We start from the raw sequence: 25,891 nt of genomic DNA, 5'->3' as shown, positions 1-25,891 counted from the left end.
GGTCCGGCGTTGGGCGCCCGAGACCGGCCGCACCGGCGAGCCTCGCCCCGCACCCCGGGGCCAGGGGGAGAGGATTCCGGCATGACACCGAAGCATCCCAAGACCGAGCTCGATGCCCGTTACAGCGCCGCGCTCAACCCGCGTCCGGGCGCGGAGGACGTCACCGCCACGGAATGGGCCGAGGCCGAGCGACGACTGCGCGCCGCCGAGATCTTCTGGATCACCACCGTCCGGCCGGACGGCCGCCTCCACGTCACGCCGCTGATCGCCGCCTGGCACGACGGCGCGCTGCACTTCAGCACCGGCTCGGGGGAACAGAAGGCCAAGAACCTGGCGGGCAACGCCCATTGTGTACTCACCACCGGGAACAACACGTTCTCCGAAGGTCTCGACATCGTGATCGAGGGCACGGCGGAGCGGGTGACCGATCCGGCACGGCAGGACGAGGTCATCGCCGCGTTCGAGGAGCAGTACGGGGACCGCGTCGCCTCGCCGGAGGGCCCCTTCTACGGCTTCGGCGAGAGCATCCGCGAAGGCAACGACCTGCTGTTCGCGGTGGCGCCCGGCACGGCGTACGGCTTCGGGCACGACGGCCAGGTGTTCAGCCACACCCGCTACACCTTCACCTGACCGCCGACGGGTGTCCGGTTCACAGAGGTCAGCGGGCGACCCGCGGGACGCGCCTCTCCCAACTGCGCCGGAAGACGACATCCTCGCCGTCGCGGCACACCACCTCGTTCGACGTGACGAAGTCCTCGGCGTCGCAGGTGATCTCCGACCTGGTCTCGACCCGTACGTCCCAGTCGCGCTCCGGACGGCGCAGACGCACGGTCCACGCGGACCCGGCCCGCGCCGACAGCGGGTCGTCCTCCCGGATGGTGTACGTCTCCAGCGCGTCCTCGGTGAACTCCAGGCCGTCGGGGTACACGCGGGTGCCGCCGTAACGCGGATCGACCTCCAGCCGCCATTCGCCCTTGGCCACATCGCGCACCACCAGCCGCTCCGGGCGTTCCTCCCGCTCGGCCGGCGGCACGGTGACGCGCAGCGGCTCGGACTGCTCGGGGGCCTCGAAACGGATGCCGGCGTCCTCCGGGTGGGCTCCGCCGTCCCGCACGGGCAGTACGAGTGCGGATCCGGCCGGTTCGAGCACGAAGCCGTCCTCGGAGCCCGCCTGCGGCCAGATCCACGGCCAGTAGGCGGAGGAGACGGCGAGGCGGATGCGGTGCCCGGCGGGGAAGGTGTGGCCGATGCCGTTGAGCTGGAAGGTCACCGTCTCCGTCGCTCCGGGCGGCCAGGGCACGTTGCGGTCCCGGCCCTCGCGGGCGGCGAGGTTGAGCGCGCCGCGGGTCACGAGGGTCGACGAGCCGTCCGGCGCCACGTCGCACAGCCGGGCGACGGCCTGCCCGTACGGCACGTCCGTCCGCAGCCGCAGGGTCACCTCGGGGCGGCCGAGGATCTCCACCGGGCCGCCGGTGACGGGGAACTCGAAGCACGCCGAGCGGGCGTCCTCCTCGCGCTGGTCGGGCGGCAGGTCGGCGTCGTTGCCGAAGGGGAAGAAGCGACCCGCGTCGATGCCGGTGTGCTGGGGCGAACGCACGACGACCGGGTCACCGCCGAGGGCGTGGGTCGTGGGGGTCGTGTACGGGGAGGGCCAGGCGGGGTCGCCGACCCAGCGGCCCGGCAGTTCGGGATAGACGGTGGCCGGGCGGTGCGACGCGCTGATCCAGGAACGGAGCAGCGGCTCCTCCATCACACCGGTGTCCCGGCCCTTGAGGTGCTGGTCCCACCAGCGCAGCGTCTCCTGCAGGAAGCCGATCGCCGGGCCCGGCGGCAGTCCGCGGTCCGGGTACTGGTGCGACCAGGGGCCGATCAGTCCGCGCACCCGGTCGCCGGGCAGGTGCTCCACGAGCCGGAGCACGGTGTCGCGGTACGGGTCGTGCCAGCCGCCGACCGCGAGGACGGCGGCGTCGATCGCGGAGTAGTCCTCGCAGACGCTGCCGTGCTTCCAGTACTCGTCACGGAGCTGGTGGGACAGCCAGGTGTGGATGAACGGGTCGACCGCCTCCAGCCGCCGCAGCCACATCCGCCGCCACTCCTCCCCGGCGTACTCCGGGTCCGGCGGTCGGCAGACGAAGGCGAGCATGGTCGAGGCCCAGGCGTGCATGTCGACGCCGAGCACCGAGCCGCCCATGTAGTGCACATCGTTGTCGTACCGGTCGTCCGCGGAGCAGACGGTGACGACGGCCTTGAGCGGTTCGGGTGCCAGCGCGGCGATCTGGAGCGAGTTGAAGCCGCCCCAGGAGATGCCGAACATGCCGACCTTGCCGTCGCACCAGGGCTGCGCGGCCAGCCACTCGACGACCGCGACGCCGTCGGCCAGCTCGGTGGCGTCGTACTCGTCGCCGGGCAGGCCCTCGCTGTTGCCGTGCCCGCGCACGTCGACGCGGACTGAGGCGTAGCCGTGGCCCGCGTACCAGGGGTGGCGCTGACTGTCCCGGGGCGCGGTCCAGTCGCTGAGCCGGTACGGCAGGTACTCCAGCAGGGCGGGGACCGGCTCGTCGGTGACCGGCCGCCACACGCGTGCGTAGAGGCGGGTGCCGTCCGGCAGGGGGATGCGGACGTCGTCGTGGGTCGTCTCGTAGGGGAAGTCGGTGCGGATGCGCATGGGGAGGTACACCTTCCGGCGGGCCGGGTGAGTCAGTGGTCGGTGGGGCCGGTGGTCAGTGGACGGGGTGCATCGTGCGCCGCAGCCACGGTGCGAGCGCGACGACGACCAGGCCGAGGACGACGGCGATCGCGCCGTTGACGCCGAAGTACGCGGGGTGGGACACGTCGTCATAGATCTTCACGACCTGGGCCTGGATGCCGTTGGCGAGGGCCAGCGACAGGAACCACAGGGCCATGGTCTGGCTGGAGAAGGCCTTCGGCGCCAGCTTGCTGCTGGCCGACAGACCCGAGGTCTCCAGGAGTACGTCGCCGAGGCCGAGCAGCAGGTAGGAGCCGACGATCCACCAGGCGGCCATCCGGTAGTCGGTGCCCTCGTGCCCGGAGGTCGGCACCACCATCAGCAGGAACGACAGGCCGCCGAGGATCACACCGAGCGCGATCTTGTTCGAGGCGTGCGGCTGCCGGCGGCCCATCCGCACCCAGACGGCGGCGACCACGGGTGCCAGCGCCACCTCGAAGGCGCCGAGCGCGGAGGCGTACCAGCTGGAGGGGAAGTCGAACCCGAGGATGCTGGTGTTCGCGTTCGTTGAGGCGAGCAGCATCATCGTCGAGTACGCCTGGAAGAGGATGAAGTTGAACACCACCGAGGCCAGGAAGAGCACGATGTAGGGCCGCAGCCGCCCGCGCTCCTCCGCGGTGACCCTGGGACTGGTGAACATGACCCAGAAGTAGACGACCGGCGCGACGACCGAGACGAGCGTGAGTACGTCGACGAACCGCCCCATGGTGAGCCAGCCGACCCCCGCGAGGACGCCGCACAGCACCGCGAAGGCCACGGCCCCGGCGGCCATCAGCCACACGGCCCGCCGCATGGCCGCCGGGGCCAGCGCGAACTCGGCGGCGTGCTTGCGGCCGGCGAGGTGCCGCCGTCCGGCGATGTACTGGATCAGCCCGAGGGTCATGCCGAAGGCGGCGGCCGAGAAGCCCCAGTGCCAGCCCTGGTGCTCGCCCAGCCAGCCGGTGATCAGCGGGCCGGCGAACGCGCCGATGTTGATGCCCATGTAGTACAGCGCGAAGCCCGCGTCGCGGCGGTCGTCGTCGGTGCGGTACAGCTTGCCGACCATGGCGGCCACGTTGGGCTTGAGCAGCCCGGTGCCGGCGCTGATCAGGCCCAGGCCGACCCAGGTCATGGTGGCGGTCGGCACGGCCATGGAGTAGTGGCCCAGCGCGATGAGGACGCCGCCCCACAGGACCGCCCGGTAGGAGCCGAGGATGCGGTCGGCGAGCCAGCCGCCCCCGACGGAGACCAGGTAGACGAGGGTGCCGTAGGCCGCCGACACGGACGCGGCGGTGCCCGCGTCCATGCCGAGGCCCTCGTTCGCCACCGAGTCGGCGAAGTACAGGACCAGGATCGCCTGCATGCCCAGGAACGAGAACCGCTCCCAGACCTCCAGGGCGGACAGCGTCAGCAGTCCCTTGGGCTGGCCGAAGAAGGCACGGTCGTCCTCGGACGGCGGCTGCTCGTCGTCGGTTGTCACGGGGCGGGCACTGTCTGTCATGGTTCCTGTCGCCGGTCGGGGGAGGTTCGCCGGTCAGGAGATCAGGGATCATGCTCGCTTCGCAACCGCGTACGTTCGCGCACCCTCCGGGCCGGCGCCCCTTCACGCTGGCCGAGGGGCGATTGTCAGTGGTGGGTGTCACGCTGAGAAGACACAGGAACTGCGAAAGGGAATCGCCGTGATCACCACTGATTTCGCCTCCGGCTCGCCCTGTTGGCTCGACCTCGGTGTCCCGGACGTTCCGGCCTCCGCGGCGTTCTACCGCGCGGTCCTGGGCTGGGAGTACGAGCCCATGGCCGGGGGAGACGGCCCGGAAGGCGGGATGTTCCGCAAGGACGGCAAGATCGTCGCCGGCCTCGGCACCCTCACGGAGGAGGGGGCCCGCCCGGCCTGGATGATCTACTACTCGGTGGCCGACGCCGACGCCACGACCCGGGCGGTGGAGGGCGCGGGCGGCACCGTGCGGGTGGCGCCGATGGACCTCGAGGACTGGGGCCGGATGGCACAGTACAGCGATCCGCTGGGCGGCCAGTTCGCCGTCTGGCAGCCGGGGAAGACCAGGGGCGTCGAGCTGGTGGACCAGCCGGGATCGCTGTGCTGGACGGAGCTGTACACGAGCGACGCCGCGGCGGCCAAGGAGTTCTACGGCGGGGTCTTCGGCTGGCAGTTCGGCGACATGGAGATGCCGGGCGGCGGGGGCACCTACACGCTCATCACCCCCGCCGGGCAGCCCGAGGAGCGGATGCACGGCGGGCTCATGCAGCTGAGGGAGCAGGACCTCGCCCTCGCGGGTGGCCGGCCGTACTGGCACCCGGTCTTCGCCGTCACCGACTGCGACGCCGCCGTCGCCGCGGTCACCGGGAACGGCGGCAGCGTACAGATGGGCCCGGAGGACGCGGAAGGCGTCGGCCGGCTGGCCGTCTGCCTCGATCCGGCCAACGCGGACTTCGTGGTGCTCCAGCCGAGCGAAGGCTGACACGGACCATTTCGGACCACCTTCGGCCACCTCTCAGGAAGCGGACGGCCTCTTACCGCAGAACGCCGCCTCCAGCGAGCCGCCGAGCGCCGTGTTCGCCTCGCCCCGGTTCGAGGTGTTCGCCATCGCGGAGAGGCCGCGCCTGCCGTCCCGGGTGGCGAACGCGTAGGTGTAGTAACCCTGGACGGTGCCGGTGTGCCCGTACACCCGCGTGCCACAGCTGAGGTCGTAGCGGCGCAGGCCGAGCCCGTAGAACCGGGAGTTCGTGGTGTCCGTCGGGGTGACGCTGGTCATGGCGTCGAGCATGCGGGGCGACAGCAGCCTGCCGCGCATCAGCGCGGTCATGAAGGTGTTGAGGTCGGCGGGGGCGGAGATGACCGCGCCGGCCGACTGGGCCCAGGACACCGTCTGCTCCGTGGAGTCCACCAGCGGGGCGCCGGCCTCGTCGGGGTGCAGGTACCCGCGCACGCGCGGCCCCGCGATCCGGGTGTCGGGATGCACGTACGAGGTGTCGCGCAGCCGGAGGGGTCCGATGATCCGCTGCTCGTACGCGCGCGCCACCGGCCGGCCGGTGACCTTCTCGACGAGCATCCCGGCCAGCACGAAGTTGGTGTTGGAGTACTCGTACGCCGCACCGGGCTCGGTGGTACGCGGCTCAGCCAGGGAGAGGTCCACGAGTTCCCGCTGGCTGAACACCCGGTTGCGGACGGCCTCGAAGCCGGGCACGGTCTCGTGGAACATCCGGTCCGTGTAGTCCGCCAGTCCGCTGCGGTGGGTCAGCAGGTGTCGCACCGTGATCCGGTCGTCGGGCAGGAGTCCGGGCAGGTAGTGGCTGACCGCGGCGTCGAGCGCCAGCCTGCCCTCGTCGACGAGCTGCAGCACCACGACGGCGGTGAAGGTCTTGCTGACACTGCCGACGCGGAAACGCGCCCGGACGTCCATGGGCGCGCCCGAGGCGCGGTCGCGGACCCCGGCAGTCCGGGCCCGGACCCCCTCCGGGCCGGTGAACCTGGCCATCGCGCCCGGCGCTCCCTCGGCCACGGCGGCGTCCAGAGCAGCGGCCACACCCGCCATGTCGGGGGACGGGGCGGCGGCCCGCGCCGCGGCGGGAGAGGCGGGGGCGCCGTACGCCACGGGGGAGGAGGCCACCCCGCCGGCGAGGGCGGCGATCAGGGCGGCAACCGCGGTCAGGCGGCGAGGCGGTGATGACGGCACGTCAGTCCTCGTTTCGTGAGCCGTGCGGGGAGCCGATGATCGCGCGGCTCCGGTTCCGGCCCAGTCTGCGGGGTGCCGTGGTCCCGCTCAGGCGTTTCGAGGGTGTTCACACCTCCGTGTCGCGACCGTCCCGGCACAACGATGACTTTCCGGCTCCGCGTCGGTCATAACCGGTACGCGCACGTACCGCGGGAAGGACAGGGCCGATGCCGGACCTCATGGTGGACTTCATCATCTCGCTCGACGGCTACGGGGCCGCGGACGGCTGGCCGGGCCTGTGGGGCATGGACGTGCCCGAGTACCTCGCCTGGCTCGACGAGGACTCCGCGGGCGACCGCACCACGCTGATGGGTGCGACGACGTACCGGCTGATGTCCGGCTTCGCCGCCGAGATGGCCGACAACCCCGTGTTCGTGAAGCTCACGGCGACGCCGAAGCTGGTGTTCTCCTCGACCCTGGAGTCCCCTCCGGCCTGGGCCAACACGGAACTGGTGCGCGGGGACGCCGCCGAAACGGTGCGGGACCTCAAGCGGCGCGGCTCCCGGCCCCTGCGCACCCTCGGCAGCGTCAGCCTGTGCCGGTCGCTGCTGCGGGCCGGTGTGGTGGACCGGTTCCGGGTGGTCGTCTTCCCGGTCATCACCGGCGCCAGCGGGAGGGACCGCATCTTCGACGAGTATCCGGACGTCGCCCTGGACCTGGTCGGGCACCGCACGTTCGACGGCCGGCTCCAGCTGCTGGAGTACGCCCCCACGGTGCTCGACGGTCCCCCCGGCACCGGTGACTAGCCCACGCGAGGCGGCCCGTCAGCCCGGTTCGGGCAGGGCCTGTTCGGTCCAGATGGTCTTGCCGGAGCCGGAGTAGCGTGTGCCCCAGCGCTGGACGAGTTGCGCGACGATGAACAGCCCTCGCCCGCCCTCGTCGTCCTCGCCGCTGTGCCGCAGGTGCGGTGACGTGTGGCCGGTGTCGGCGACCTCGCACCACAGGGTGCGGTCACGGATGAGGCGTACCTGGACCGGTCCTTCGGCGTACCTGACGGCGTTGGTCACCAGCTCGCTGACGACCAGCTCGGTCGTGAAGGACAGTTCCTCCAGGCCCCACCGGTGCAGTTGCCGCGTGGTCAGGTCCCTGAACCGGCCGGCGGTGACCGGATCGGCGGGGAGCTCCCATTCGGCCACCTGCGTGGTGTCGAGTTCGCGGGTGCGGACGAGCAGCAGCGCGGTGTCGTCGGCCGTCGACCCGCTCGGCAGGAGTTCCGCCACCACCCGGTCGCACAGCTCGTCCAGGGAGGCGCACGGGTCGCTCAGTACCCGCCCCAGGACGGCTAGTCCGTGATCGATGTCGCGGTCGCGGGCCTCGACCAGACCGTCCGTGAAGAGGGCCAGCAGACTGCCCACCGGCAGTTCGACCTCCATGGACTCGAACGGCAGGCCACCGAGGCCCAGGGGCGGACCGGCCGGCAGGTCCGGGAAGGTCACCCGGCCGTCGGGGGCGACCACCGCCGGCGGCAGATGCCCGGCCCTGGCCATGACACAGCGCCGCGAGACCGGGTCGTAGACCGCGTAGAGACAGGTCGCCCCGGTGGTCACATCGGCGTGGGTGCCGTCCGGCATGCCCATCTCACCCCATTGTTCCTCCGCCGACTGGGCCACCAGGTCGTCGAGCCGCGACAGCAGCTCCACCGGGTCCATGTCCATCTGGGCGAACGCGTGGACGGTCGTACGCAGCCGCCCCATGGTGGCGGCCGCCTGCAACCCGTGGCCGACCACGTCTCCGACCACGAGTCCGACCCGGGCCCCGGACAGCGGGATGACGTCGAACCAGTCACCGCCGACGCCGGTCACGTCGTCCGTGGGCAGGTACCGGTAGGCCAGGTCGCCCGCCGACCCCTCGGGCAGTTTCTGGGGCAGCAACTGGCGCTGCAGGGTCAGTGCGGCGGTGCGCTCACGGGTGAATCGCCGGGCGTTGTCGATGGAGACGGCCGTGCGGGCGACCAGCTCGTCGGCCAGCGCCACCTCGCCGCCGTCGAAGACGGCCGCCTCGGCGCCGCGGACGAAGGTGACCAGCCCCAGCATGCCGTCGCCCGCCCGGAGCGGCACGACGAGAGTCGTGTCGTCGAGCACGAGCCCACCGGAGGAGAGGCAACGGTCCTGCGGCGAACCGGACGGGTACTCCACGGGTGAGCGCTCCGAGACGGGGGGCGAAGGGCAGGAGGGCCCGCCCGGCCCTGCGGTGCCGTCGTTCCCGGCCGAGCAGCGGGCGGCCCGGACCAGGGGCGCCCGCGTGCCGCCGCCGGCGGCTGGGACCTCGCCCTCCAGCACCTCGCTCGCCAGGTCGACCGTGACCGTCGACGCGAAATCCGGCACCGCCACCTCGGTGACCTTGCGGGCGGTGACCATCACGTCGAGGGCGGTGCCGATGCCGCGGCCCGCCTCGACGAGCAGGGCGAGCCGCTGCTGCGCCCGGTGGCGGTCGGAGATGTCGAACGCGTCCTCGCAGACCCCGAAGACGTGGCCGTCGGCGTCCTGGAGCCGGTAGTAGGCGCAGGACCAGAGGTGGTCCGCCTCCGGATCGCTGGGCGGCCGGCCCCGGAAGTGCAGGTCGAGGAAGGGCTCCCCGGTGTCGAGTACCCGGCGCATGACCGCTTCCAGTGTGGGCGGATGCCCCTTGGTCACGAATCTTCCACCGGCGTACAGCTCGTCGGCCCGGCGCCCCCGGAACTCGGCGAACGGACGTCCGATCTCCCGCTCGTACGCCGTGTTGCACCAGATCAGACGCAGATCGGTGTCGTAGACGGCCAGGCCGACGGGTGACTGGGTGGCCAGTCCGTCGAACAGGGCCAGCCGGAAGTCCCACAGCCGGAAGTCCTTCAGTTCGGTGGCGATGAGAACGCGCTCCGCCGTGCCGGAGCCGGACAGGGGAGAAATCGCGGTGGCGAGGACCAGTTCGAGCCCGTCCCGTCGCCGGGCGGTGCGCGTCTCGTTCCCCCGGAGCCGGTGGGAGAGCGGGGCGACGGAGGCGCTCGGGCCGGGAGACAGGAAGGTGGACAGGGGACGGCCGACGACCTCCTCCGGCCGGTAGCCGAGCAGCCGCTCCGCCGCCGGGCTCCACCCGACGACCGTGTCCTGGGCGTCGATGACCATCGTGGCTGCCCTGGAGACGTCGAGAGGACCCCGGAGGTCAGCGTTCTCGTCCGCGTTCCATACAGCCATAGCCGGTACCAGCCCCGTTCCTCCCCTACAGAATCCGCCGTCCCCCGAGCGGGCACAACCGCAGCCCCGCGGTCACAGTTCGTCGAGGTCCGGGAACGCGGCGAGATCGGGAAGCGCCCCCTCGGCCGAGGGCGCGTCCGTCAGCGACTGCTCCGTCCACACGACCTTGCCGGTCGCGGTGTAGCGCGTACCCCAGCGCTGGGCGAGCTGCGCCACGAGGAACAGTCCGCGTCCGCCCTCGTCGGTCGTGGCCGCCCGGCGCAGGTGGGGGGAGGTGCTGCTGCCGTCGGACACCTCGCAGATCAGCGCACGCTCGTGGAGCAACCGCACGTGGATCGGTTCGGAACCGTGCCGGATCGCGTTCGTGAGCAGTTCGCTGAGCACGAGTTCCGTGGTGAACGCGAGGTCCTCCAGTCCCCAGACGGCCAGTTGACGGCTGCACGCGTTGCGGACCGTGCCGACGGCGGCCGGGTCGCGGGGGACGTCCCAGTCGGCGACGTGCGAGGGGTCCAGGAGCCTGGTGCGGGCGACGAGCAGTGCGACGTCGTCGCGGCGGTGCTCGGGCAGCAGGCCGTCGAGCACCGCCTCGCAGATCTGCTCCGGAGTGCGCTGCTGCGCGCCCGCGAGCGTGCCGCGCAGTATCCCCAGCCCCGTGTCGATGTCGCGGTCGCGCCGCTCGACCAGACCGTCGGTGTAGAGGACGAGGGTGCTGCCCTCGGGCAACCGCAGTTCGGCGGACTCGAAGGGGAGGCCGCCCAGTCCCAGGGGCGGGGCGAGCGGCACGTCGGGGGTCTCCACGGTGCCGTCGGGGTGGACCAGCATGGGGGCGAGGTGCCCTGCCCGGGAGATGCTGCACAGGCCGGAGACCGGGTCGTGCACCGCGTAGAGGCAGGTGGCGCCGGTGACCGCCTCCCCGCTTCGGCCCTCGGGGTCCTCCTGGTCGAGACGGCTGACCAATTCGTCGAGGTGGGTCAGGAGTTCGTCCGGGGGGAGGTCGAGCGTCGAGAAGTTCTGCACGGCGGTGCGCAGTCGGCCCATGGTCGCCGCCGCGTGCAGTCCGTGCCCGACGACGTCACCGACCACGAGCGCCACCCGGGCACCCGGAAGGGGGATCACGTCGAACCAGTCGCCGCCGACCCGTGCCTGGGCGGGCAGGTAGCGGTAGGCGACGTCGAGGGCGCTCTGGTGGGGCAGGGCGTGCGGCAGGAGGCTGCGCTGGAGGGTCTCCGCCATGGTGTGCTCGCGGGTGAAGCGGCGGGCGTTGTCGATGGCGACCGCGGCACGGGCGGTCAACTCCTCGGCGAACGTCAGGTCCTCCTGACCGAAGGGCTCCGAGTTCTCGGTGCGCCAGAAACGGGCCAGGCCCAGAGGGATGCCGCGGGCCTGCAACGGCACCGTGACCAGCGAGCGGATGCCGTACGCGCGGACGCCCGCCGGATCGGTCTCCAGCACCGCGTGACCACCGGTCGGCGCCGCGGCCGCCGACGTGTCCGTGACGTCGAACGGGACAACGCTGCCGACGGGCCGGAACGGATGGTCTGCCCGGACACCGCGCAGGACCGCGCGCCGCATCTGGCCAGGGCTGCCGGACGGCTCCTCGCCGCGCGTCACGGCGCCCAGCAGGTCCACGGTGACGAAGTCGGCGAACCGCGGCACGGCCACGTCCGCCAGCTCTTCTGCCGTCCGGACCACGTTCAGGGTGGTGCCGACGCGCACCCCCGCCTCATGGAGGATGTTCAGCCGCTCACGGGCCGTCTCCGCCGTGCCGGCCAGGGCGCGCAGCTCCGTGGTGTCCCGCAGCGTCGTCACGTTCCCGGAAGGCCCGCCGTACGGGGCGGTGTGCCTGGTGTTGACGGACACCAGACGGTCTCCGGCCAGGTGCACCTGGTCCGTCACGGGACGGTCCGAGCAGAGCAGTTCGACCGTGTTGGGGTCCAGGCCCAGTTCCGTGATGTGCCGCCCGTCGGAGTCCTCCGGCAGGTCCAGCAGCCGTCGTGCCTCGTCGTTGGCCAGGACCAGCCGGCCGTCGTCGCCGGTGATGAGCACTCCCTCGCGCACGGCGTGCAGCACCGCGTCGTGGTGTTCGTACATCCGGGTCATCTCGCTCGGCCCGATGCCCCGCGTCTGACGCCGCAGCCGTCGGCTGACCAGGGCGGCACTGCCGACGGCGAGGAGCAGCGCGACACCCGCCGAGGCGAGGATCACCGGGATCTGGCTCCGCAGGGACTGCCCGACCGTCTCGAGGGTCACCCCTGCCGCGATCAGTCCCATGACCGATCCGTCAGCACCGGTGACCGGCACGACGGCGCGCGCCGCGTCCGACGGATCACCTTCGTAGATCTCGGTGAACGGCTCCCCCCTGGCCGCTCGCTCGACGCCGTCCGCCCGCTCGCCGATCAGCCCCGGGTCGGTGTCCGCCAGACGTGTGCCGTCCGGCGCCATGACGACGATGAAATCGACCCCCGTGCCTCCGTGGGCCGCGGCCACGTACGGCTGCAACCCGGCCGTGGGATCGTCGGACTCCAGCGCCGCGGTGAGGCCCGGTGAGTGCGCGAGAGTCTCCGCTACAGCGCGTGACCTCGCCTGCGCGTCCTGTTCGGCGTCGTTGCGCGCCTGGAGGGTGAGCCCCGCGACGGCCCCCACGATGAGGAACACCGCGACGACGACCTGCAGGAAGAGCACCTGCCCGGCGACACTGCGCCCACGCACTCTCCACCACCGGCCCGGGCTCTTCTCCTCACCGGACAGGTCGGCCGAGAGCCTGTCTGCGCGGTTCCTTCGAGCGGAACGCCCCTGCATACCCCATTTCTAGCACTTTCCAGCAGAATGGCTGGCAGGCGCGGAGCAGAGCCAACGGTGGGGCTACTCCGGAAGGTGCGCCTCCGGGTCGTCGGGGCGGTGGTCGGGCAGGGCCGACCGGGCGGCCGCCTCGTGGTGCAACCGCAGGAACTCCAGATGGCGCTCGTACTGGTCGAGCACGTCGGCGATGAGCTGCTCCCTGGTGTAGCCCATCACGTCGTAGCCCTGGTTCCCTTCGGACAGCTGGACCTCGAAGCGCACGTACGTGTCGTGGGTGCTGACCGATCGGGTCGCGAAGCCGGGGGTCGGCATTTCGACGGGCCAGACCCGGTAGACGAACACGTCACTCGGCCCGATCGGTACTTGCAGACCGACGTGCGAGAGACCGTTCTCCTCGCTCTCCCCTTCCAGGAGCGCAGCCTCCGCGCCCTGCTCCCGCAGCTCCTCGGCGACGTCGCGGAACGCCGGACGGCACACGTCGTCGACGAAGCGGCGGGCCGCCCGCCGGCCGGGGAACGTCATGGCCCGCGCCAGGCGCTGCCGCCAGTTCCGCGTTCCCGGCGGGCCCTGCTGAGTGGTGCGCCCGGACAGCGACGCCGGGAGCGAGGTGGTGAGTGCCTCTTCCCGCATGCGCTCGGTACGCAGTGCCAGATAGAGCCCGATCATGATCAGAAACATGACGACGGAGAACGGCAGACCCATGATGATGGTGGCGTCGGTCAGCGCCTGCACCCCTCCCACGAGGAGCATGGCGAGGGTGAGCAGGCCTGTCGTCAAGGCCCAGAAGATGCGCATCCAGGGAGCGGCGTCCGTCACCGGAGTCGGCAGTTCGGAACTGAGATTGCCCATGACGAGCGCACCGGAGTCCGCGGAGGTGACGTACAGCAGCAGCCCGACGAAGGTAGCGAGGCCGGCGCTGAACAACGCGCCCGGATACTGCTCCAGCAGCCCGTAGAAGCCCTGCTCGGGCAGGGCCATCGCGGTCCGGCCGAACTCGGTGTCCCCGTCCCGGACGACGAACAGCGCGCTGTTGCCGAAGACCGCCAGGAAGAGACCGGTGAACAGGAACGGGATGATCAGCGTCGCGGCCACGAACTGACGCAGGGTACGGCCGCGGGAGATCCGTGCCAGGAACAGGCCCACGAACGGCGCCCAGGCGATCCACCAGGCCCAGAAGAAGAGCGTCCACGCGTTGAGCCACTCGGTGGGCTGGTCGTAGGCGAACGTGTTCAGGGTCATCGAGGGGAAGCCGCTGACGTAGTCCCCGACGTTCTGCACCAGCGCGTTGAGCAGCCTGAAGGGTTCCCCCACGATCAGGATGTAGAGCATGAGCAGGACGGCGAGGAGGACGTTGAGCTGGGACAACCGCCGGATCCCCTTGTCGACGCCCGCCACGGCGGACACCGTCGCCATCACCACCGCCACCACGATCAGGCCGATCTGCGCGGGCAGACCCTCGGGTACGTCGAACAGGACCTTCAGCCCGTAGTTGAGCTGTACGACGCCGATGCCGAGCGACACGGAGATGCCGAACACGGTGCCGATGATGGCCGCCAGGTCCACGGCGTCGCCGATCCGCCCGTGGATGCGGCGGCCGATGACCGGGTAGAGCGCGGAGCGGATCGCCAGCGGCAGCCGGTAGCGGAAGGCGAAGTAGCCGAGCACCATGCCCATGAGGGCGTACATGGCCCAGCCGGTGATGCCGTAGTGGAACAGCGTCCAGACCACCGCCTGGCGTGCCGCCTCGATGGTCTCCGGGGAGCCCTGCGGCGGCGCGAGGTAGTGGCTGACCGGTCCGGCGACGGAGAAGAACATCAGGTCGATGCCGATGCCCGCGGCGAACAGCATCGCCGCCCAGGCGAAGAGGCCGTAGTCCGGCTTGTAGTGCTTCGGGCCCAGCTTGACCGTGCCGTACTTGGACACCCCGATGAAGATGACGAACACCAGGTACAGCGTCGCGGCGAGGAAGTAGTACCACCCGAACCAGGACGAGATCCTGTCCACGGCGACGCCGATGGCCTTCTCCGCCCCGGAGGGCGTGACGATCGCCCACGTCGAGATCGCGAGGATCAGCGCGGCCGAGCCGAAGAAGACCACGGGCTTGAGCGTGCCCGTGCCCGCCGGGGCGGCTTCTTCCGTGGCCGCCTCCTCCGGTGTCCGAGGGGTGTGCTGCGGGCCTCCGGTCACGACTGTCTCCGCGGACCGGGGCGGCCGGTGAGCAGGTCGGCGGCGCGTTCGGCGACGAGCAGCACGGTCACCATGGGATTGATGGTGGGCATGGTCGGGAACACCGACGCGTCCACGACGCGTACGCCGTCCACGCCGCGCAGTCTCAGCTCCGGGTCGCAGACGGCCATCGGGTCGTCCGCCGCCCCCATCCGGCAGGTGCCCGCCGGGTGGTACACGGTGTGCGCGGCACGACGCCCGTACTCCGACAGATCGGCGTAGGAGGTCACCTCCGGGCCGGGTGCCACCTCGCGCACGAGCCAGTCGCGCAGCGGGTCGGTTGCGGCGACCTCGCGGGCGACCCGCAGACCGTCGACGATGGTGCGCTCGTCGTGTCCTTCGGGGTCGGTGAAGTAGCGGAAGTCGAGCGCGGGATGCTCGGCGGGGTTGCTGCTGCGCAGCCACATGCGTCCGGTGGACCGGGCACGCGGGACGTTCGGCGTCATGCACACCCCGTGTTCCGGGGCGGGGTAGCCGAGGCGTTCGGTGTTGACGGTGAACGGCACCTGGTAGAAGTGGAACATCAGGTCCGGCCGCGGCTGTCCCGTCTCGCGCCGCAGGAACAGACCGGCGTCGGAGTCCATCGCGGAGTTCGGCGGCAGCGGGCCGGCCGTCTCCCAGACGATCACCGATTCGGGATGGTCCAGCAGGTTCTCGCCCACCCCGGGCAGGTCGGCCCGCACGTCGATGCCCAGGCCGCGCAACTGGTCGGCGGGTCCGATGCCGGAGAGCATCAGCAGCCGCGGGGTGTCGATGGCTCCCGCGCACAGGAGCAGTTCGCGTTCCGCGCGCACGGTGGCGGGGAGGCCGTCGGGACCGCGGACGGCGACGCGGGTCGTCCGCCCGGCTTCGTCGGTGAGCAGACGGTGGGCCCAGGTCTCCAGGCGGACGGTGAGGTTCGGGCGGTCGAGCACGGGGTGCAGGTAGGCGACGGAGGCGGAGGAGCGCAGGTTGCCCTCCGGTTCGTAGGCCAGGGAGAAGAAGCCGACGCCGTCGGCGAAGGGTTCGGCGTTGAAGTCGTCGACGACCGGAACGTCCAGGGCACGCGCCGCGGCGGTGACGAAGTCCTTCGCGATGGGATTGCGGTCCGCCTCGGCCACCGGCACGATGCTGGTGCGCAGCCGGTCCCGGTAGGGGAGGACGGTCCCCGGGTCCCAGCCGGCGCAGCCCCGGGCCACCCAGTCGTCGAGGTCCTGGGGGAGGGGCAGGAAGCTGATCAGTGTGTTGTGGGACGAGCAGCCGCCGAGCACCCGGGCACGCGAGTGCAGGATGTGGGAATTGCCGCGTGGCTGCTCGACGGTGGTGTAGCCGTAGTCGAACTCCGAGCCGAGCAGGTTGATCCAGTTGCGCAGGCGCAGGATCCGGTCGTCACCGACGTCGCTGGGGCCGCCCTCCACGACGCAGACGCGGCACTCGGGGTCCTCGCTCAGGCGCGCGGCGAGCACGCATCCGGCGGTGCCGCCGCCGACGATGACGTAGTCGTAGGCGGTCTCCGGACCGTGCGGGGTGGGGGTGGCCATCGGGTGCCTTTCGTCCGTCCGAGGGAGCGCGTTCGCGGGTTCAGCCCTTGAACCAGCCGGAGGGTGCGGGGGAGAGGTTCTGGTAGATGTGCTTGGCCTCCTGGTACTCCCTCAGCCCGGAGGGTCCCAGCTCACGTCCCACGCCCGAGTGACCGAAACCGCCCCACTCCGCCTGCGGCACGTAGGGATGGAAGTCGTTGATCCACACGGTGCCGTGCCGGAGCCGCTGGGCGACGCGCTGGGCGCGGCTCGCGTCGGAGGTCCACACGCCGCCGGCCAGGCCGTAGCGGGTGTCGTTGGCCAGTTCCACCGCCTCGTCCTCCGTGCGGAAGCGCTCGACGGTGACGACCGGGCCGAAGACCTCCTCCTGGACGATGCGCATCGACCTGTCGCAGTCCGCGAACACGGTCGGCAGCAGGAAGTAGCCGCGGCTCAGCGCGGGATCGTCCGGACGGGTGCCCCCGGTGACGAGCCGGGCGCCCTCCTCCAGGGCGGCGGCGATGTGCCGCTCGACCTTGTCACGGTGCTCGGCGGAGCTGAGCGGTCCGCTCTCCGTGCCCTCGTCCAGGCCGTTGCCGAGCCGGATCGCCCGGGCCCGGCCGGCGAGGGCCTCGACGAACCTGTCGTACAGGCCGTCCTGCACCAGCAGGCGGGAACCGGCGGAACAGACCTGGCCGGAGTGGAGGAAGGCCGCGTCCAGCGCGTAGTCCACGGCGGCGGCGAAGTCCGCGTCCTCGAACACGACGTTGGGGTTCTTGCCGCCCAGTTCGAGAGCCACCTTCTTCGGCCCCTCGGCGGCCGCCGCCATGATGCCGCGTCCGGTGGCGAGGCCGCCGGTGAAGGACACCAGGTCCACCTCGGGGTGGCTGGTGAGGGCGGCGCCGACGGTCGCGCCGGCGCCCAGGACCAGGTTGACGACGCCGGGTGGCGCCCCGGCCTCCTCGATGAGCCGGACCATGGTGATCGTGGTGAGCGGCGTGACCTCGCTCGGCTTGAGGACGACGGTGTTCCCGGCGGCCAGCGCCGGCGCCACCTTCCACGACGCCTGGAGCAGCGGGTAGTTCCAGGGAGCGATGAGTGCGCACACCCCGACCGGCTGGTGGACGACGCGGCTGAGGACGTCGGGGCCGACGTCCACGATCCGCCCGCCGTCCTTGTCGGCCAGTTCGCCGTAGTAGCGGAAGGCGTTCGCCACGTCCTCCACGTCGAGACGCGCCTCGGTCAGCGTCTTGCCGGTGTCCAGCGTCTCGGTACGGGCGATGTCCTCCTTGTCGCGCAGCAGCAGGGAGTGCACGCGCAGCAGCAGGTCGGCCCGTCGGCGGGTGGGGACGTCCGCCCACTCCTCCTCGTCGAAGGCCCGGCGGGCGGCCCGTACCGCGCGGTCCGCGTCGGAGGCGTCCGCCTCGTCGACGGTGGTGACCACCGAGGCGTCGTACGGGTTGAGCACCTCGCGCCGCCCGCCGGCCGCCGGCCGGGTCCACTCACCGTCGATGTACAGGTCGCTCACCGTGGATTCTCCTCTGCGACGGACCGGACCCGAGCAAATCGGGACATTACCCTCTGCTGCCGCGTGAGGGTCTGCTGAGCGGCCCTTCGGAGTGACGCGACACCTGAGTGGGTGCGGGGCGCGGCGTCAGGGGGCGCCCCGGCTGGTGGCGTGTGCCTCGGCGAAGGCCAGCAGCAGGTCGGCGGTCCGCCGCGGTTCCTCCAGGATGGGCGTGTGTCCGGCACCCGGCAGCATCTCCACCTCCGCCCCGGGCACCGCGCGGTAGTCGGCGGCGGAGGAAGGGCGCCATCTGCGGTCCTGGTCCCCGAAGATCACCAGAAGCGGTTTGCCGAGGACCGCCAGCCGGCCGGGGAGCGGCTGCTCGTCCACGTAGGCGGTGGACGCCCGCATGGCGGCGGTGACCGCGTGGTGGGTCATCCCGCGCAGGTCGTCGACGAGTTCTTGGGGGATCCGGTGACCCGCGCGGAAACCGGTGCTCGCGAACCGGCGGATCTGCTCGTCGGTCGGTGGCCACCGTGCGGGATCGAGCCCGGGGGCGTCCAGTGCGACGAAGGCGTCCATGCCGGGGCCGGTGCTGATGAGCGCCAGCGCGGTCACCAGGCCGGGCCGCTGCTCGGCGAGAGCGGTGACGGCGTAGCCGCCACTGGAGTGGCCGACGGCCAGGACCTGGTCGACGCCGAGCCGGTCCAGCGCCGCGCCGAGCGTGCGTGCCTGCTCGGAGGTGTCGTAGTCACGGCGGGCCGGTTCGGCCGAGCGGCCGTGGCCCGGCAGGTCGATCCGGATGACCTGACGGGAGCCGGCCAGCAGGGGAACGAGTGCGTCCCACGAACGGCTGGAGGTGGCGGAACCGTGGATGAGCAGGAGAGCGGGGGCGTCACGAGGACCGTCCCGGCGGACGTGGAGGTCGCCGCGCTCCAGGTGCAGCACCGAGCTCTGGGTGTCACCGTCGCCGCCGGTCGTCGGCGGTTCCCTGTCGAGAGGAGTCATGGGCCCACGGTCGCTTCCGGTGCTCGCCTGCGGCTTGGACGAATGTTCCCCGCGGCCGCGTAGCATTCGACGGAGGGGGTTCGCCGTGAGGAGAGGTGACGATTCCGCCGGGTGGGACGTGGCGCGTCCGCGAAGGCCCGGCCGGATGACCGGTGTCGACATGGCGGGGTTCCGGGTGCCGGGCCCGCTCGTGGGCGACCTGAGGATGGTTCCCCACCCGGCCGTGATGCTGATCCTGGAGTTCGGGGCGGGGCCGCCCACCGTGGACGACGGTGCCGGACGGCGGCTCGCGGGAAGCCTTGTCGCCGGGCCCGGGTTCGGCTCGGGGGGCGGGGTCCGTGCCTGGGGGGAGCACGTCGAGTGCGTGCAGGTGCGCCTGTCGCCGCCGGTCGCGAGCGCCGTTCTGGGAGCCTGCCCGGCCGACCTGGGCAGTGGCGCGGTCACGCTCGACGAACTGTGGGGCCGGGAGGCGTCACGGGTCCGTGAGCGACTGAGCGCGGCGCCCACATGGCAGGAGCGCTTCGATCTCGTGGACGCGCTGCTCGCCCGCCGCTGCCGGACGCGTCCGCCGGCGGACCCCGGGGTGGCCTGGGCCTGGAAGCGGATCGTGGCCGGCGGGGGTCTCTACGGTTCGAGCACCTGGCGGCCGAACTCGGATGGAGCCGCAAGCGTCTGTGGTCCCGGTTCCAGTCCCGCGTCGGCGTGCCGCCCAAGCGTGCCGCGAGACTGGTCCGCTTCGACCGCGCGGCGCACCGCCTGGTCGGTGGAGAAGGCGCCGCCCGAGTCGCGGTGGACGGCGGCTACTTCGATCAGCCCCATCTGCACCGGGACATCATGGCGTTCACCGGCGCGACACCGGCGACCGTGGTGGGCGAACCCTTCCTGACGGTGGACGAGCGGGCATGGCCGCCGTGAGACCCCGTGGCCGACCATTGTCCCGTGGACATCGTCGGACTGCTCGAAGCGGCGTCCCTTCTGGTGCCGGAAGAAGCCGCCGCCGCGAACGACGTGACAGCGCGGGACATCTGGGACTGCCTGGCCCACGACGACTGGCAGACCGCTCTGCACCTCCTGGAGTGAGGGGACGGACGGCCGCTGCCCTCGACGTTCTGGGAGCAGCTCGCCGCGGCGGCCGAACAGCTCCGCCTCGGGCGGAGCGCCGCCTGGTGCCACTGGCGGGCCGCCGAGACACGGAACGGGATGGTCCGGGCGGAACTGACCCTGCGTCCCGCCGCTGAGTCGGGACGCAGCACACCGATCCCCGGTCACGGTGTGCTGCGGCCCATGTGGGACATCGGCAACCTCTCACCCACCGGGGGCGTCTCGGTGAGCATCGCCGGGCTCTGGGTCGAGGACGTCCCACTCCTGGAGCCCGGCGGCCGGGCCACCGTCCGGCTCGTTCCGCTCACCCCGTCCCACTGGCGGCACGTCGAAGCCGGCCTGCGGATCACCATGCACGAGGACCGGACCGTGGCCGGTACCGCACTCGTGCTGGAGACACGTCCGCCCGCGTACCGCGCCGGCACGTGACGACGGCTCAGCCCGGTCGCCTGATGCTCTCGTAGATCCGGGCGAACCCCTCGGCCCCGCGCCCCGCGTCGGTCTGACGCCGGATCAGCCGCTGCACCATGGCGACCGCCTCGTTGTCGATGCCCTGCTCGGCGCCGGCCGCCAGGATGTGGCCGAGGTCGGAGAACTCGAGGCTCTGCTGCCCCTCCACGGTGTAGTCGCCGCCGTCGATCACCTCGGCGAATCCTTCGAACGCGCCGGTCATGGCAGTGAGCCAGGGCGCGGCCATGGCGGCGAACTCGCCCGCCGTCACGCCGGCCGGGGCGACCATCGCGGCACCGTGCATGAAGCCGGCGAACATGACGTACATCCCCGAGAGCAGGGCGAGGTCGTACAGCGACGCCAGCCCGGCGTCCTCCCCGAAGTAGGTGCTGGTTCCCCAGACGTCCAGCAGCGGCTTGTGCTGACGGAAGACGTCGGCGGATCCGCTGTAGAGGATCGACGAGCCGGGTGCGCCGATCATGTGGGGTACGGCCATGATGCCGCCGTCCAGGTACGCGATGCCGGCCCGCGCGGCCCAGTCGGCCAGTTCCCGTGACTGAGCCGGGGACGTCGTGGTCACGTTGATCAGCGTGTGCCCGGCCAACTCGTCGGAGAGCGGATCGAGCACTTCGTGGACCGACGCGTGGTCCAGCAGACACGCGATCACCAGGGAGCCGGCCCGGACCGCGTCACCGGCCGTGGCCGCGGCTTCCGCGCCCTGCGCGACGAGGTCCTTCTCCTTCCCCGGTGAGCGGTTCCAGACCGTCGTCGCGTGCCCGGCCTTGACCAGGGCGCCCGCGAGGGCGCTTCCCATCGCCCCCAGCCCGAGAACGCTCACCCGCACTTCGCTGTTGGTCGTCACAGCTCTGATTCCCCTCTGTTCGTGGTTCGGTTCGATCCTCTCCGTCGTCGGTAGGGTTGACCAGTACGGACCAATTAGTGGGGTACTCACTCTCGGGTAAGTACGCCTTGGAGGGGCGAATGGCGACAGCGGCACGACGTGGTCCCTATTTCTGCGGCATCGACGCGGCGATGGACGTGGTCGCCGGCAAGTGGAAGTCGCTGATCCTGTGGGAGCTCCACCACCACGGGACCCGCCGGTTCGCGGAGCTCCGGCGCGGTCTGCCGGGAGTCAGCGAGAAGATGCTGGTCCAGCATCTGCGTGAGATGGAGGAAGACGGTCTCGTGCACCGTGAGGTGTACGCCGAGGTGCCGCCGAAGGTGGAGTACTCCCTGACGGAGCACGGCGTCTCGCTCAACGCCGCGCTGGCCTCGCTGGGACACTGGGGCACCGAGCGCATGCGGCGGATCGGCGCCGAGAAGGTCTTGGTCGACGACGCCGCGACGGTTCGGCGGAGTGTGCGTCAGCCGATGGTCACGACCCGCGCCCAGGGCGGCGGGAGGTCGGGCACGTAGTCGGGGTTGTCGGTGTCGGCGTCGGTCGGCCGGGGGAAGAGTCCGACCACCGTGCGGCAGGGAGGTTGTGCGGAAGGCCAGGGTGTCTGGCCGTCCGTCAGGGCGACGATCACGTCGGGCCGGTGCCGGTCGCGCAGGGCCCGCGTGAAGCCGGAACGCAGGTCGGTCCCGCCGCCGCCGAGGAGCTCGATGTTCTCGGCCTGGCAGACGGGGACGGCGGTGCGGGCCGCGGCGTCGCAGGAGATGACCGTGACCAGGTCGCGCCGGCCGCCGACCGCGCGGGTGACGGCCGCGACCTCCAGCAGCGCGCTGCCGAGTTCGCCGTCGCTCACCGATGCGGAGGTGTCGATCACGACGCAGACCCGGGGCGGTGTGCGGCGCAGGCTGGGCAGCAGTACGCCGGGCACGCTCGCCGAGCGGCGGGACGGGCGCCGGTAGCTGTGGTTGTCGCCCGTTCCCGGCGCGCCGACGGCGGAGCGGACCGCCGCTCCCAGCAGTTGCCGCCACGGCTGTGGCGGGTGGAATGCCTCGTCCGCCCAGCGGCGCCAGCCTTCGGGCGCGTTGCCGGGACGTCCCTTGATTCCCTGCGCCACCCGGAAGCGGACCGCGTCCCGCTGCTGTCGGGTCAGTCCGTGCGCGCCGTCGGGTCCGAGCTCCCACGGGCGTGCCTGCCCGTCGGCTCCGCTGCCGCAGTCCAGCCAGGCCAGGTCAGCGGCGAGCGGGGACATCGACGTGGTGCGCAGGTACTCCTCCATCAGCAGCCCGGAGGGGAGCCGCAGGAGTGAGGGCATCACGGCGCCGTGGGGGCGGGGCAGGCCGTCACCGTAGATGTCGTCGTTGATCTCGAAGTCGGCCGCGATGTTGCGCCGCAGCCGCTGGCCCGGCCCGTGTTCCTCGTGCTGTCTCGCGTACCGCTCGCCTCGTCCGTGGTGGTCGCGCAGGAGGTGGGAGACCTCGTGGACCCATACGCCGGCGAGTTCCTCCACCGGCATGCGCGCCACGAAGGCGGGGGAGACGTAGCAGCGCCAGTGGGCGTCCACCGCCATCGTCGGCACCGACGGGTCCTCCACCACGTGCAGCGCGAAGAGCGCGTCGGCGAGGTAGGGGCGTACCTTCACCGCGTGCAGCCGGGCGGCCAGCAGTTTTCCGGTGTCGAGCCGGAGTCGGGGCCGGGCGCCGGATTCCCCGGCGCGGGGCGGTTCGGCCGGGGTGGCCCGCACCGGGCGCGGCGGCGCGGGCGGGGGCATGGGGTGCGGTACCGGACGTGCCGGCCGGGGGACGGGGCGTGCGTGCGGGCGCGGCTCGGGTCGCCGTGCGGCCCCCGTCACCGGCGCGCCTCGGACGCCCGCCGGGCGGCGCTCGCTGCCGTGGCCCGTCCCACCGACCGTTCCGCCTGCCGGGCCAGCCCGATGACCCCGGTCAGCCGCTCAACGGTTTCCGGCACCTCCCAGTCGTCGCGCCGCAGTGCGGCCAGAGCGGTCGCCGGGGCGACCAGCAGGTCCGGGGCCCCGGAGTCCAGCGCTCCGGCCAGTAGCGTCCAGGCGGCCTCCCACCGTTCCCGTCGCGGCCGGGCCCCCACGGCGGCGACCACCGCCTCCAGGGTCGCCTGCCGAAGGTCGCCCCGTTCGGGCAGGTCCGCGGCCGCCGGGTCGGCGAGGAGCGTCTCCGGGTCCGGCAGGTCCATCCGGTCCAGGTGGGCGAGGAGTTCGAGGCCGGCACCGTCCCCCACCGCACCCCTGACCAGCAGCGCCAGTACTTCCCGGGAGACGGAGGCCGCCGTGCCGAAGGCCAGCAGGGTAAGCGCGGCCTCCCAGCTGCGGGGTGAGGGCCACGCGCCGCCGCGCCGTGCCTCACTGCTGGGCAGCCGGTGGATCAGCGTCGGCCGGGCATTGAGGAACCCGCAGACCGCCCGCCGGGCCGTCGCGACCGCCTCCGGCAGCCGTTGCTCCTCGAGCCGGGGCAGTTCCGCCCGGGGCCATACTCCGCCCAGCCCGCGTACCACCACCTGCGGGTCATGTGTCCAGTGGAGGTGGACGAAGCGGTTGGCCAGCGGGGGGCTCAGCTCCCACCCGTCGGCGGCGGACGCCCTCGGGTTGGCGGCGGCCACGATCCGTACTCCGGGCGGCAGTCGCAGCGCTCCGACCCGCCGTTCGAGAACGACCCGCAGGAGCGCGGCCTGGACGGCCGGGGTGGCGGTGGAGAGTTCGTCCAGGAAGAGCAGGCCCCGCCCGGCCCGCACCAGCTGAACGGCCCACTGCGGCGGTGCCATCGGCACCCCCTGCACGGCGGGGTCGTCGCCCACGACGGGCAGCCCGGAGAAGTCGGACGGTTCGTGGACACTGGCGATGACGGTGGTCAGCGGCAGGCCGAGCGAGTCGGCGAGCTGAGTCAGGGCCGCGGTCTTGCCGATGCCGGGCTCGCCCCAGAGCAGTACGGGCAGGTCGGCGGCGACGGCGAGGGTGAGCGCCTCGAGCTGTTCGTCGGGACGCGGCTCGCTGGTGGTGGTCCGCAACAGGGCCAGGAGGGTGTCGGCGACGCCGAGTCCGGGGTCGTGGGTGTCGGCGGGTCGGGACATGAGCGTACTGGAGGTCATGGGCATCACCTGGGTGTGAGGAATGACAGGAATGGCGGGTTACGTGAAAGGTCAGGCGGTGAGGGCGGTGCGGGGCCGTTGCCTGCTGTCGCGCTTGTGGCGCATGGTCTCCGGCATGCGCCGGTCGGCCCGGGGGCGGTGCCCCTCCTCCGACCGCGCCGCCCGGGCCGCCGGGTGAACGGGGACCAGTCCCGAGCGGAAGAGCCCGTGGTCGACGCGGCGGCTCGCGGCAGAGCGAAGCGCGTCCCGCAGTGGCCCGTCGCGCAGGAGCGCGCCGGGCCCGAGGAGCGCCTCGACCACGGTCAGCGCCCCGGCGACGTCCCCGTGAGCCAGCCGTTCCCGGACCGCGGGCAGGGCCTCGGGGCTGCGGTGCACGGCGTCGATGGCCCGAAGGCAGGGCAGCGGCGGGCCGCCGAGCGCCACCAGCAGTTCCTCCCGGCGCAGTTGGCCGGCGTCGTGGTCGACCGCCGTCAGCACACCGTCGCGCAGGGCGATCCGGTGGACCTCGCCCCGGCAGTCCACCGTGTGCGGATCGCCTGATCCCGCTGCCGAGCCCTCCGGCAACGCCCCACGGGCAGCGCCCGGCACGGGTGGTGCGCCGGGCGCCGGCAGGGCCGCGGCCACGAGCGGATGCAAGCGTTCCGCCGTGATCAGCCCCGCCCGCAGCAGCTCCAGGTCCGGCGGCACGCGGACCGCTGCCTCCGGCAGCACCGGGAGCGCGGCGATCGCCTGCGTCGGCACCGGGCCGCGCAGCCGGCGCAACGTCGGAACGTGGCTGTCGTCGGGCGCGACGAGTTCGAACACGGTGCGGTTCCGGGCGCCGAGCCGCACGGTGAAGGCCCCGCGAGGGAGCCCTTCCGCCCGCAGCAGGTGTTCCGCCTCGGCGGCCCAGCGCCCCGTCGCCCAAGGGCCCTCGGGGTGATCGTGCGGAGCGGGCCCGGCGGTCGGACCGCGTGCCGGCCCGGCCGCGCCGCACCGCCGGGACAGGTCGCCGCTGCGTACGGCGTCCCAGAGGTGGCGGTGCAGGTCGAGCCGGAAACGCCGGTCGGGGCGCGGGTGCGGATGGTGTCCGGCCGTGCCGAGGCGGGACCCGTCCCACAGGGCCAGGGACATGCGCTGTCCGGCGTCCGCCCAGGCCGGCGGCGTCCGGACGACGAGGTGCACGACCGGCGTGCCGGGAGTGCGGTAGCGGGCGAGGGACAGCGTGAGGCCGGGCCGCAGCCTGCCGTCGGGGGCGATTCTGGGCATGTGCCAGCGCAGCAGATCCGGCGCCAGGCGGCGCAGATCCGCCCGGAGGCGGGCGACGAGGTCGGTGCCGTGGTGCTTGGCCACGGCGCGCAGATCGAGATCGACGTCGATCCGGGCGGCGGCACACGCCCCCGCCCAGTCGCCGACCGCACGTCGTGCGGTCGCGGTCTCGATCATGGACGGTGGCACGGCGTACTCACGTACGCGCCGCCACATCGACTGGTGGGGTGGAACACCGTTCGCGAGGTGATGAGTCATCAGCACTCACCTGACGCGAACGATTCCCCCAATCCGTACGAGGAGAAGGTCATCATCGCGGGCATCGTAACCACTCGCGGATGATCTGTCACCCTTCCGGGCGCGACCCGCCGTCGGCGGACGGGACATGCTAGATTCCCAGACTTGAACATGGTTTCCA

At 72.2% G+C, this 25,891-nt stretch carries 17 protein-coding genes and 2 pseudogenes; 6 read left to right on the top strand and 13 right to left on the bottom strand.

The window, feature by feature from the left end:
• The first annotated feature begins 81 nt into the window (after positions 1–81).
• Positions 82–630 (top strand): pyridoxamine 5'-phosphate oxidase family protein, encoded by a 549-nt coding sequence (locus ACFW47_RS21270; RefSeq protein WP_386306661.1) that lies wholly within the window; start codon positions 82–84, stop codon positions 628–630.
• 28 nt (positions 631–658) lie between these two features.
• On the opposite strand, the gene ACFW47_RS21265 is transcribed toward ACFW47_RS21270, so the two are convergent.
• Positions 659–2,665 (bottom strand): CocE/NonD family hydrolase, encoded by a 2,007-nt coding sequence (locus ACFW47_RS21265; protein ID WP_386306659.1) that lies wholly within the window; start codon positions 2,663–2,665, stop codon positions 659–661.
• 55 nt (positions 2,666–2,720) lie between these two features.
• Entirely contained in the window at positions 2,721–4,226 is a 1,506-nt protein-coding gene (locus ACFW47_RS21260; protein ID WP_386283310.1) for a peptide MFS transporter, read from the bottom strand.
• 178 nt (positions 4,227–4,404) lie between these two features.
• On the opposite strand from ACFW47_RS21260, the gene ACFW47_RS21255 reads away from it, so the two are divergent.
• A complete protein-coding gene (locus tag ACFW47_RS21255) occupies positions 4,405–5,202 on the top strand; it encodes a VOC family protein (protein ID WP_386283307.1) in 798 nt (265 codons plus the stop codon).
• A gap of 33 nt (positions 5,203–5,235) precedes the next feature.
• Here ACFW47_RS21255 and ACFW47_RS21250 read toward each other — a convergent pair whose 3' ends face one another.
• On the bottom strand, positions 5,236–6,417 hold the full coding sequence (locus ACFW47_RS21250; RefSeq protein WP_386306657.1) for a serine hydrolase domain-containing protein: 1,182 nt from the start codon (positions 6,415–6,417) through the stop codon (positions 5,236–5,238).
• 206 nt (positions 6,418–6,623) lie between these two features.
• Between ACFW47_RS21250 and ACFW47_RS21245 the strand changes: the two genes are divergently transcribed.
• Positions 6,624–7,202, top strand: a complete 579-nt coding sequence (locus ACFW47_RS21245) for a dihydrofolate reductase family protein (protein ID WP_386306655.1) — start codon at positions 6,624–6,626, stop codon at positions 7,200–7,202.
• A gap of 18 nt (positions 7,203–7,220) precedes the next feature.
• On the opposite strand, the gene ACFW47_RS21240 is transcribed toward ACFW47_RS21245, so the two are convergent.
• The 6 genes from ACFW47_RS21240 to ACFW47_RS21215 all read right to left on the bottom strand — a co-directional run bounded on the left by ACFW47_RS21240 (position 7,221) and on the right by ACFW47_RS21215 (position 18,665).
• Positions 7,221–9,626, bottom strand: a complete 2,406-nt coding sequence (locus ACFW47_RS21240) for a SpoIIE family protein phosphatase (protein WP_386306653.1) — start codon at positions 9,624–9,626, stop codon at positions 7,221–7,223.
• A gap of 72 nt (positions 9,627–9,698) precedes the next feature.
• Positions 9,699–12,425 (bottom strand): SpoIIE family protein phosphatase, encoded by a 2,727-nt coding sequence (locus ACFW47_RS21235; protein ID WP_386306651.1) that lies wholly within the window; start codon positions 12,423–12,425, stop codon positions 9,699–9,701.
• Positions 12,426–12,488: 63 nt separating this feature from the next.
• On the bottom strand, positions 12,489–14,612 hold the full coding sequence (gene betT / locus ACFW47_RS21230; RefSeq protein WP_386283296.1) for a choline BCCT transporter BetT: 2,124 nt from the start codon (positions 14,610–14,612) through the stop codon (positions 12,489–12,491).
• Positions 14,609–16,171, bottom strand: coding sequence for a GMC family oxidoreductase (locus ACFW47_RS21225; protein ID WP_386283294.1), 1,563 nt, complete (start codon positions 16,169–16,171; stop codon positions 14,609–14,611). The genes betT and ACFW47_RS21225 overlap by 4 nt, the downstream gene beginning before the upstream one ends.
• Positions 16,172–16,211: 40 nt before the next feature.
• On the bottom strand, positions 16,212–17,678 hold the full coding sequence (locus ACFW47_RS21220; protein WP_386306649.1) for an aldehyde dehydrogenase family protein: 1,467 nt from the start codon (positions 17,676–17,678) through the stop codon (positions 16,212–16,214).
• 126 nt (positions 17,679–17,804) lie between these two features.
• The gene (locus ACFW47_RS21215; RefSeq protein WP_386306647.1) at positions 17,805–18,665 is read right to left on the bottom strand and encodes an alpha/beta fold hydrolase; all 861 of its coding nucleotides are present in this window, start codon (positions 18,663–18,665) and stop codon (positions 17,805–17,807) included.
• Between the two features lie 160 nt (positions 18,666–18,825).
• Here ACFW47_RS21215 and ACFW47_RS21210 point away from each other — a divergent pair.
• Both ACFW47_RS21210 and ACFW47_RS21205 read left to right on the top strand, forming a co-directional pair.
• Positions 18,826–19,580: pseudogene (locus ACFW47_RS21210) on the top strand (helix-turn-helix domain-containing protein).
• A gap of 24 nt (positions 19,581–19,604) precedes the next feature.
• A pseudogene (locus ACFW47_RS21205) lies at positions 19,605–20,195 on the top strand (hypothetical protein).
• Between the two features lie 7 nt (positions 20,196–20,202).
• On the opposite strand, the gene ACFW47_RS21200 reads toward ACFW47_RS21205, so the two are convergent.
• Positions 20,203–21,078 (bottom strand): NAD(P)-dependent oxidoreductase, encoded by an 876-nt coding sequence (locus ACFW47_RS21200; protein ID WP_386306645.1) that lies wholly within the window; start codon positions 21,076–21,078, stop codon positions 20,203–20,205.
• A 119-nt stretch (positions 21,079–21,197) separates the two neighbouring features.
• Here ACFW47_RS21200 and ACFW47_RS21195 point away from each other — a divergent pair, with 119 nt between their 5' ends.
• Positions 21,198–21,632, top strand: coding sequence for a winged helix-turn-helix transcriptional regulator (locus tag ACFW47_RS21195; protein ID WP_386283281.1), 435 nt, complete (start codon positions 21,198–21,200; stop codon positions 21,630–21,632).
• Here ACFW47_RS21195 and ACFW47_RS21190 read toward each other — a convergent pair.
• From ACFW47_RS21190 to ACFW47_RS21180, 3 genes are all read right to left on the bottom strand, one after another.
• Positions 21,581–22,879: a VWA-like domain-containing protein gene (locus ACFW47_RS21190; protein WP_386306643.1), complete on the bottom strand. Its 1,299-nt coding sequence runs from the start codon at positions 22,877–22,879 to the stop codon at positions 21,581–21,583. The two genes, ACFW47_RS21195 and ACFW47_RS21190, sit on opposite strands and share 52 nt — an antisense overlap.
• A gap of 77 nt (positions 22,880–22,956) precedes the next feature.
• On the bottom strand, positions 22,957–24,225 hold the full coding sequence (locus ACFW47_RS21185) for an AAA family ATPase (protein ID WP_386306641.1): 1,269 nt from the start codon (positions 24,223–24,225) through the stop codon (positions 22,957–22,959).
• Between the two features lie 51 nt (positions 24,226–24,276).
• A complete protein-coding gene (locus ACFW47_RS21180) occupies positions 24,277–25,731 on the bottom strand; it encodes a hypothetical protein (RefSeq protein ID WP_386306639.1) in 1,455 nt (484 codons plus the stop codon).
• Positions 25,732–25,891: the final 160 nt, after the last annotated feature.

It is taken from the genome of Streptomyces sp. NPDC058796 (assembly GCF_042745235.1).
In the GTDB taxonomy this organism is placed as follows: domain Bacteria; phylum Actinomycetota; class Actinomycetes; order Streptomycetales; family Streptomycetaceae; genus Streptomyces.
The sequence above is the reverse complement of the archived record's forward strand: the minus strand, read 5'-3'. Positions and strand labels throughout refer to the sequence as shown.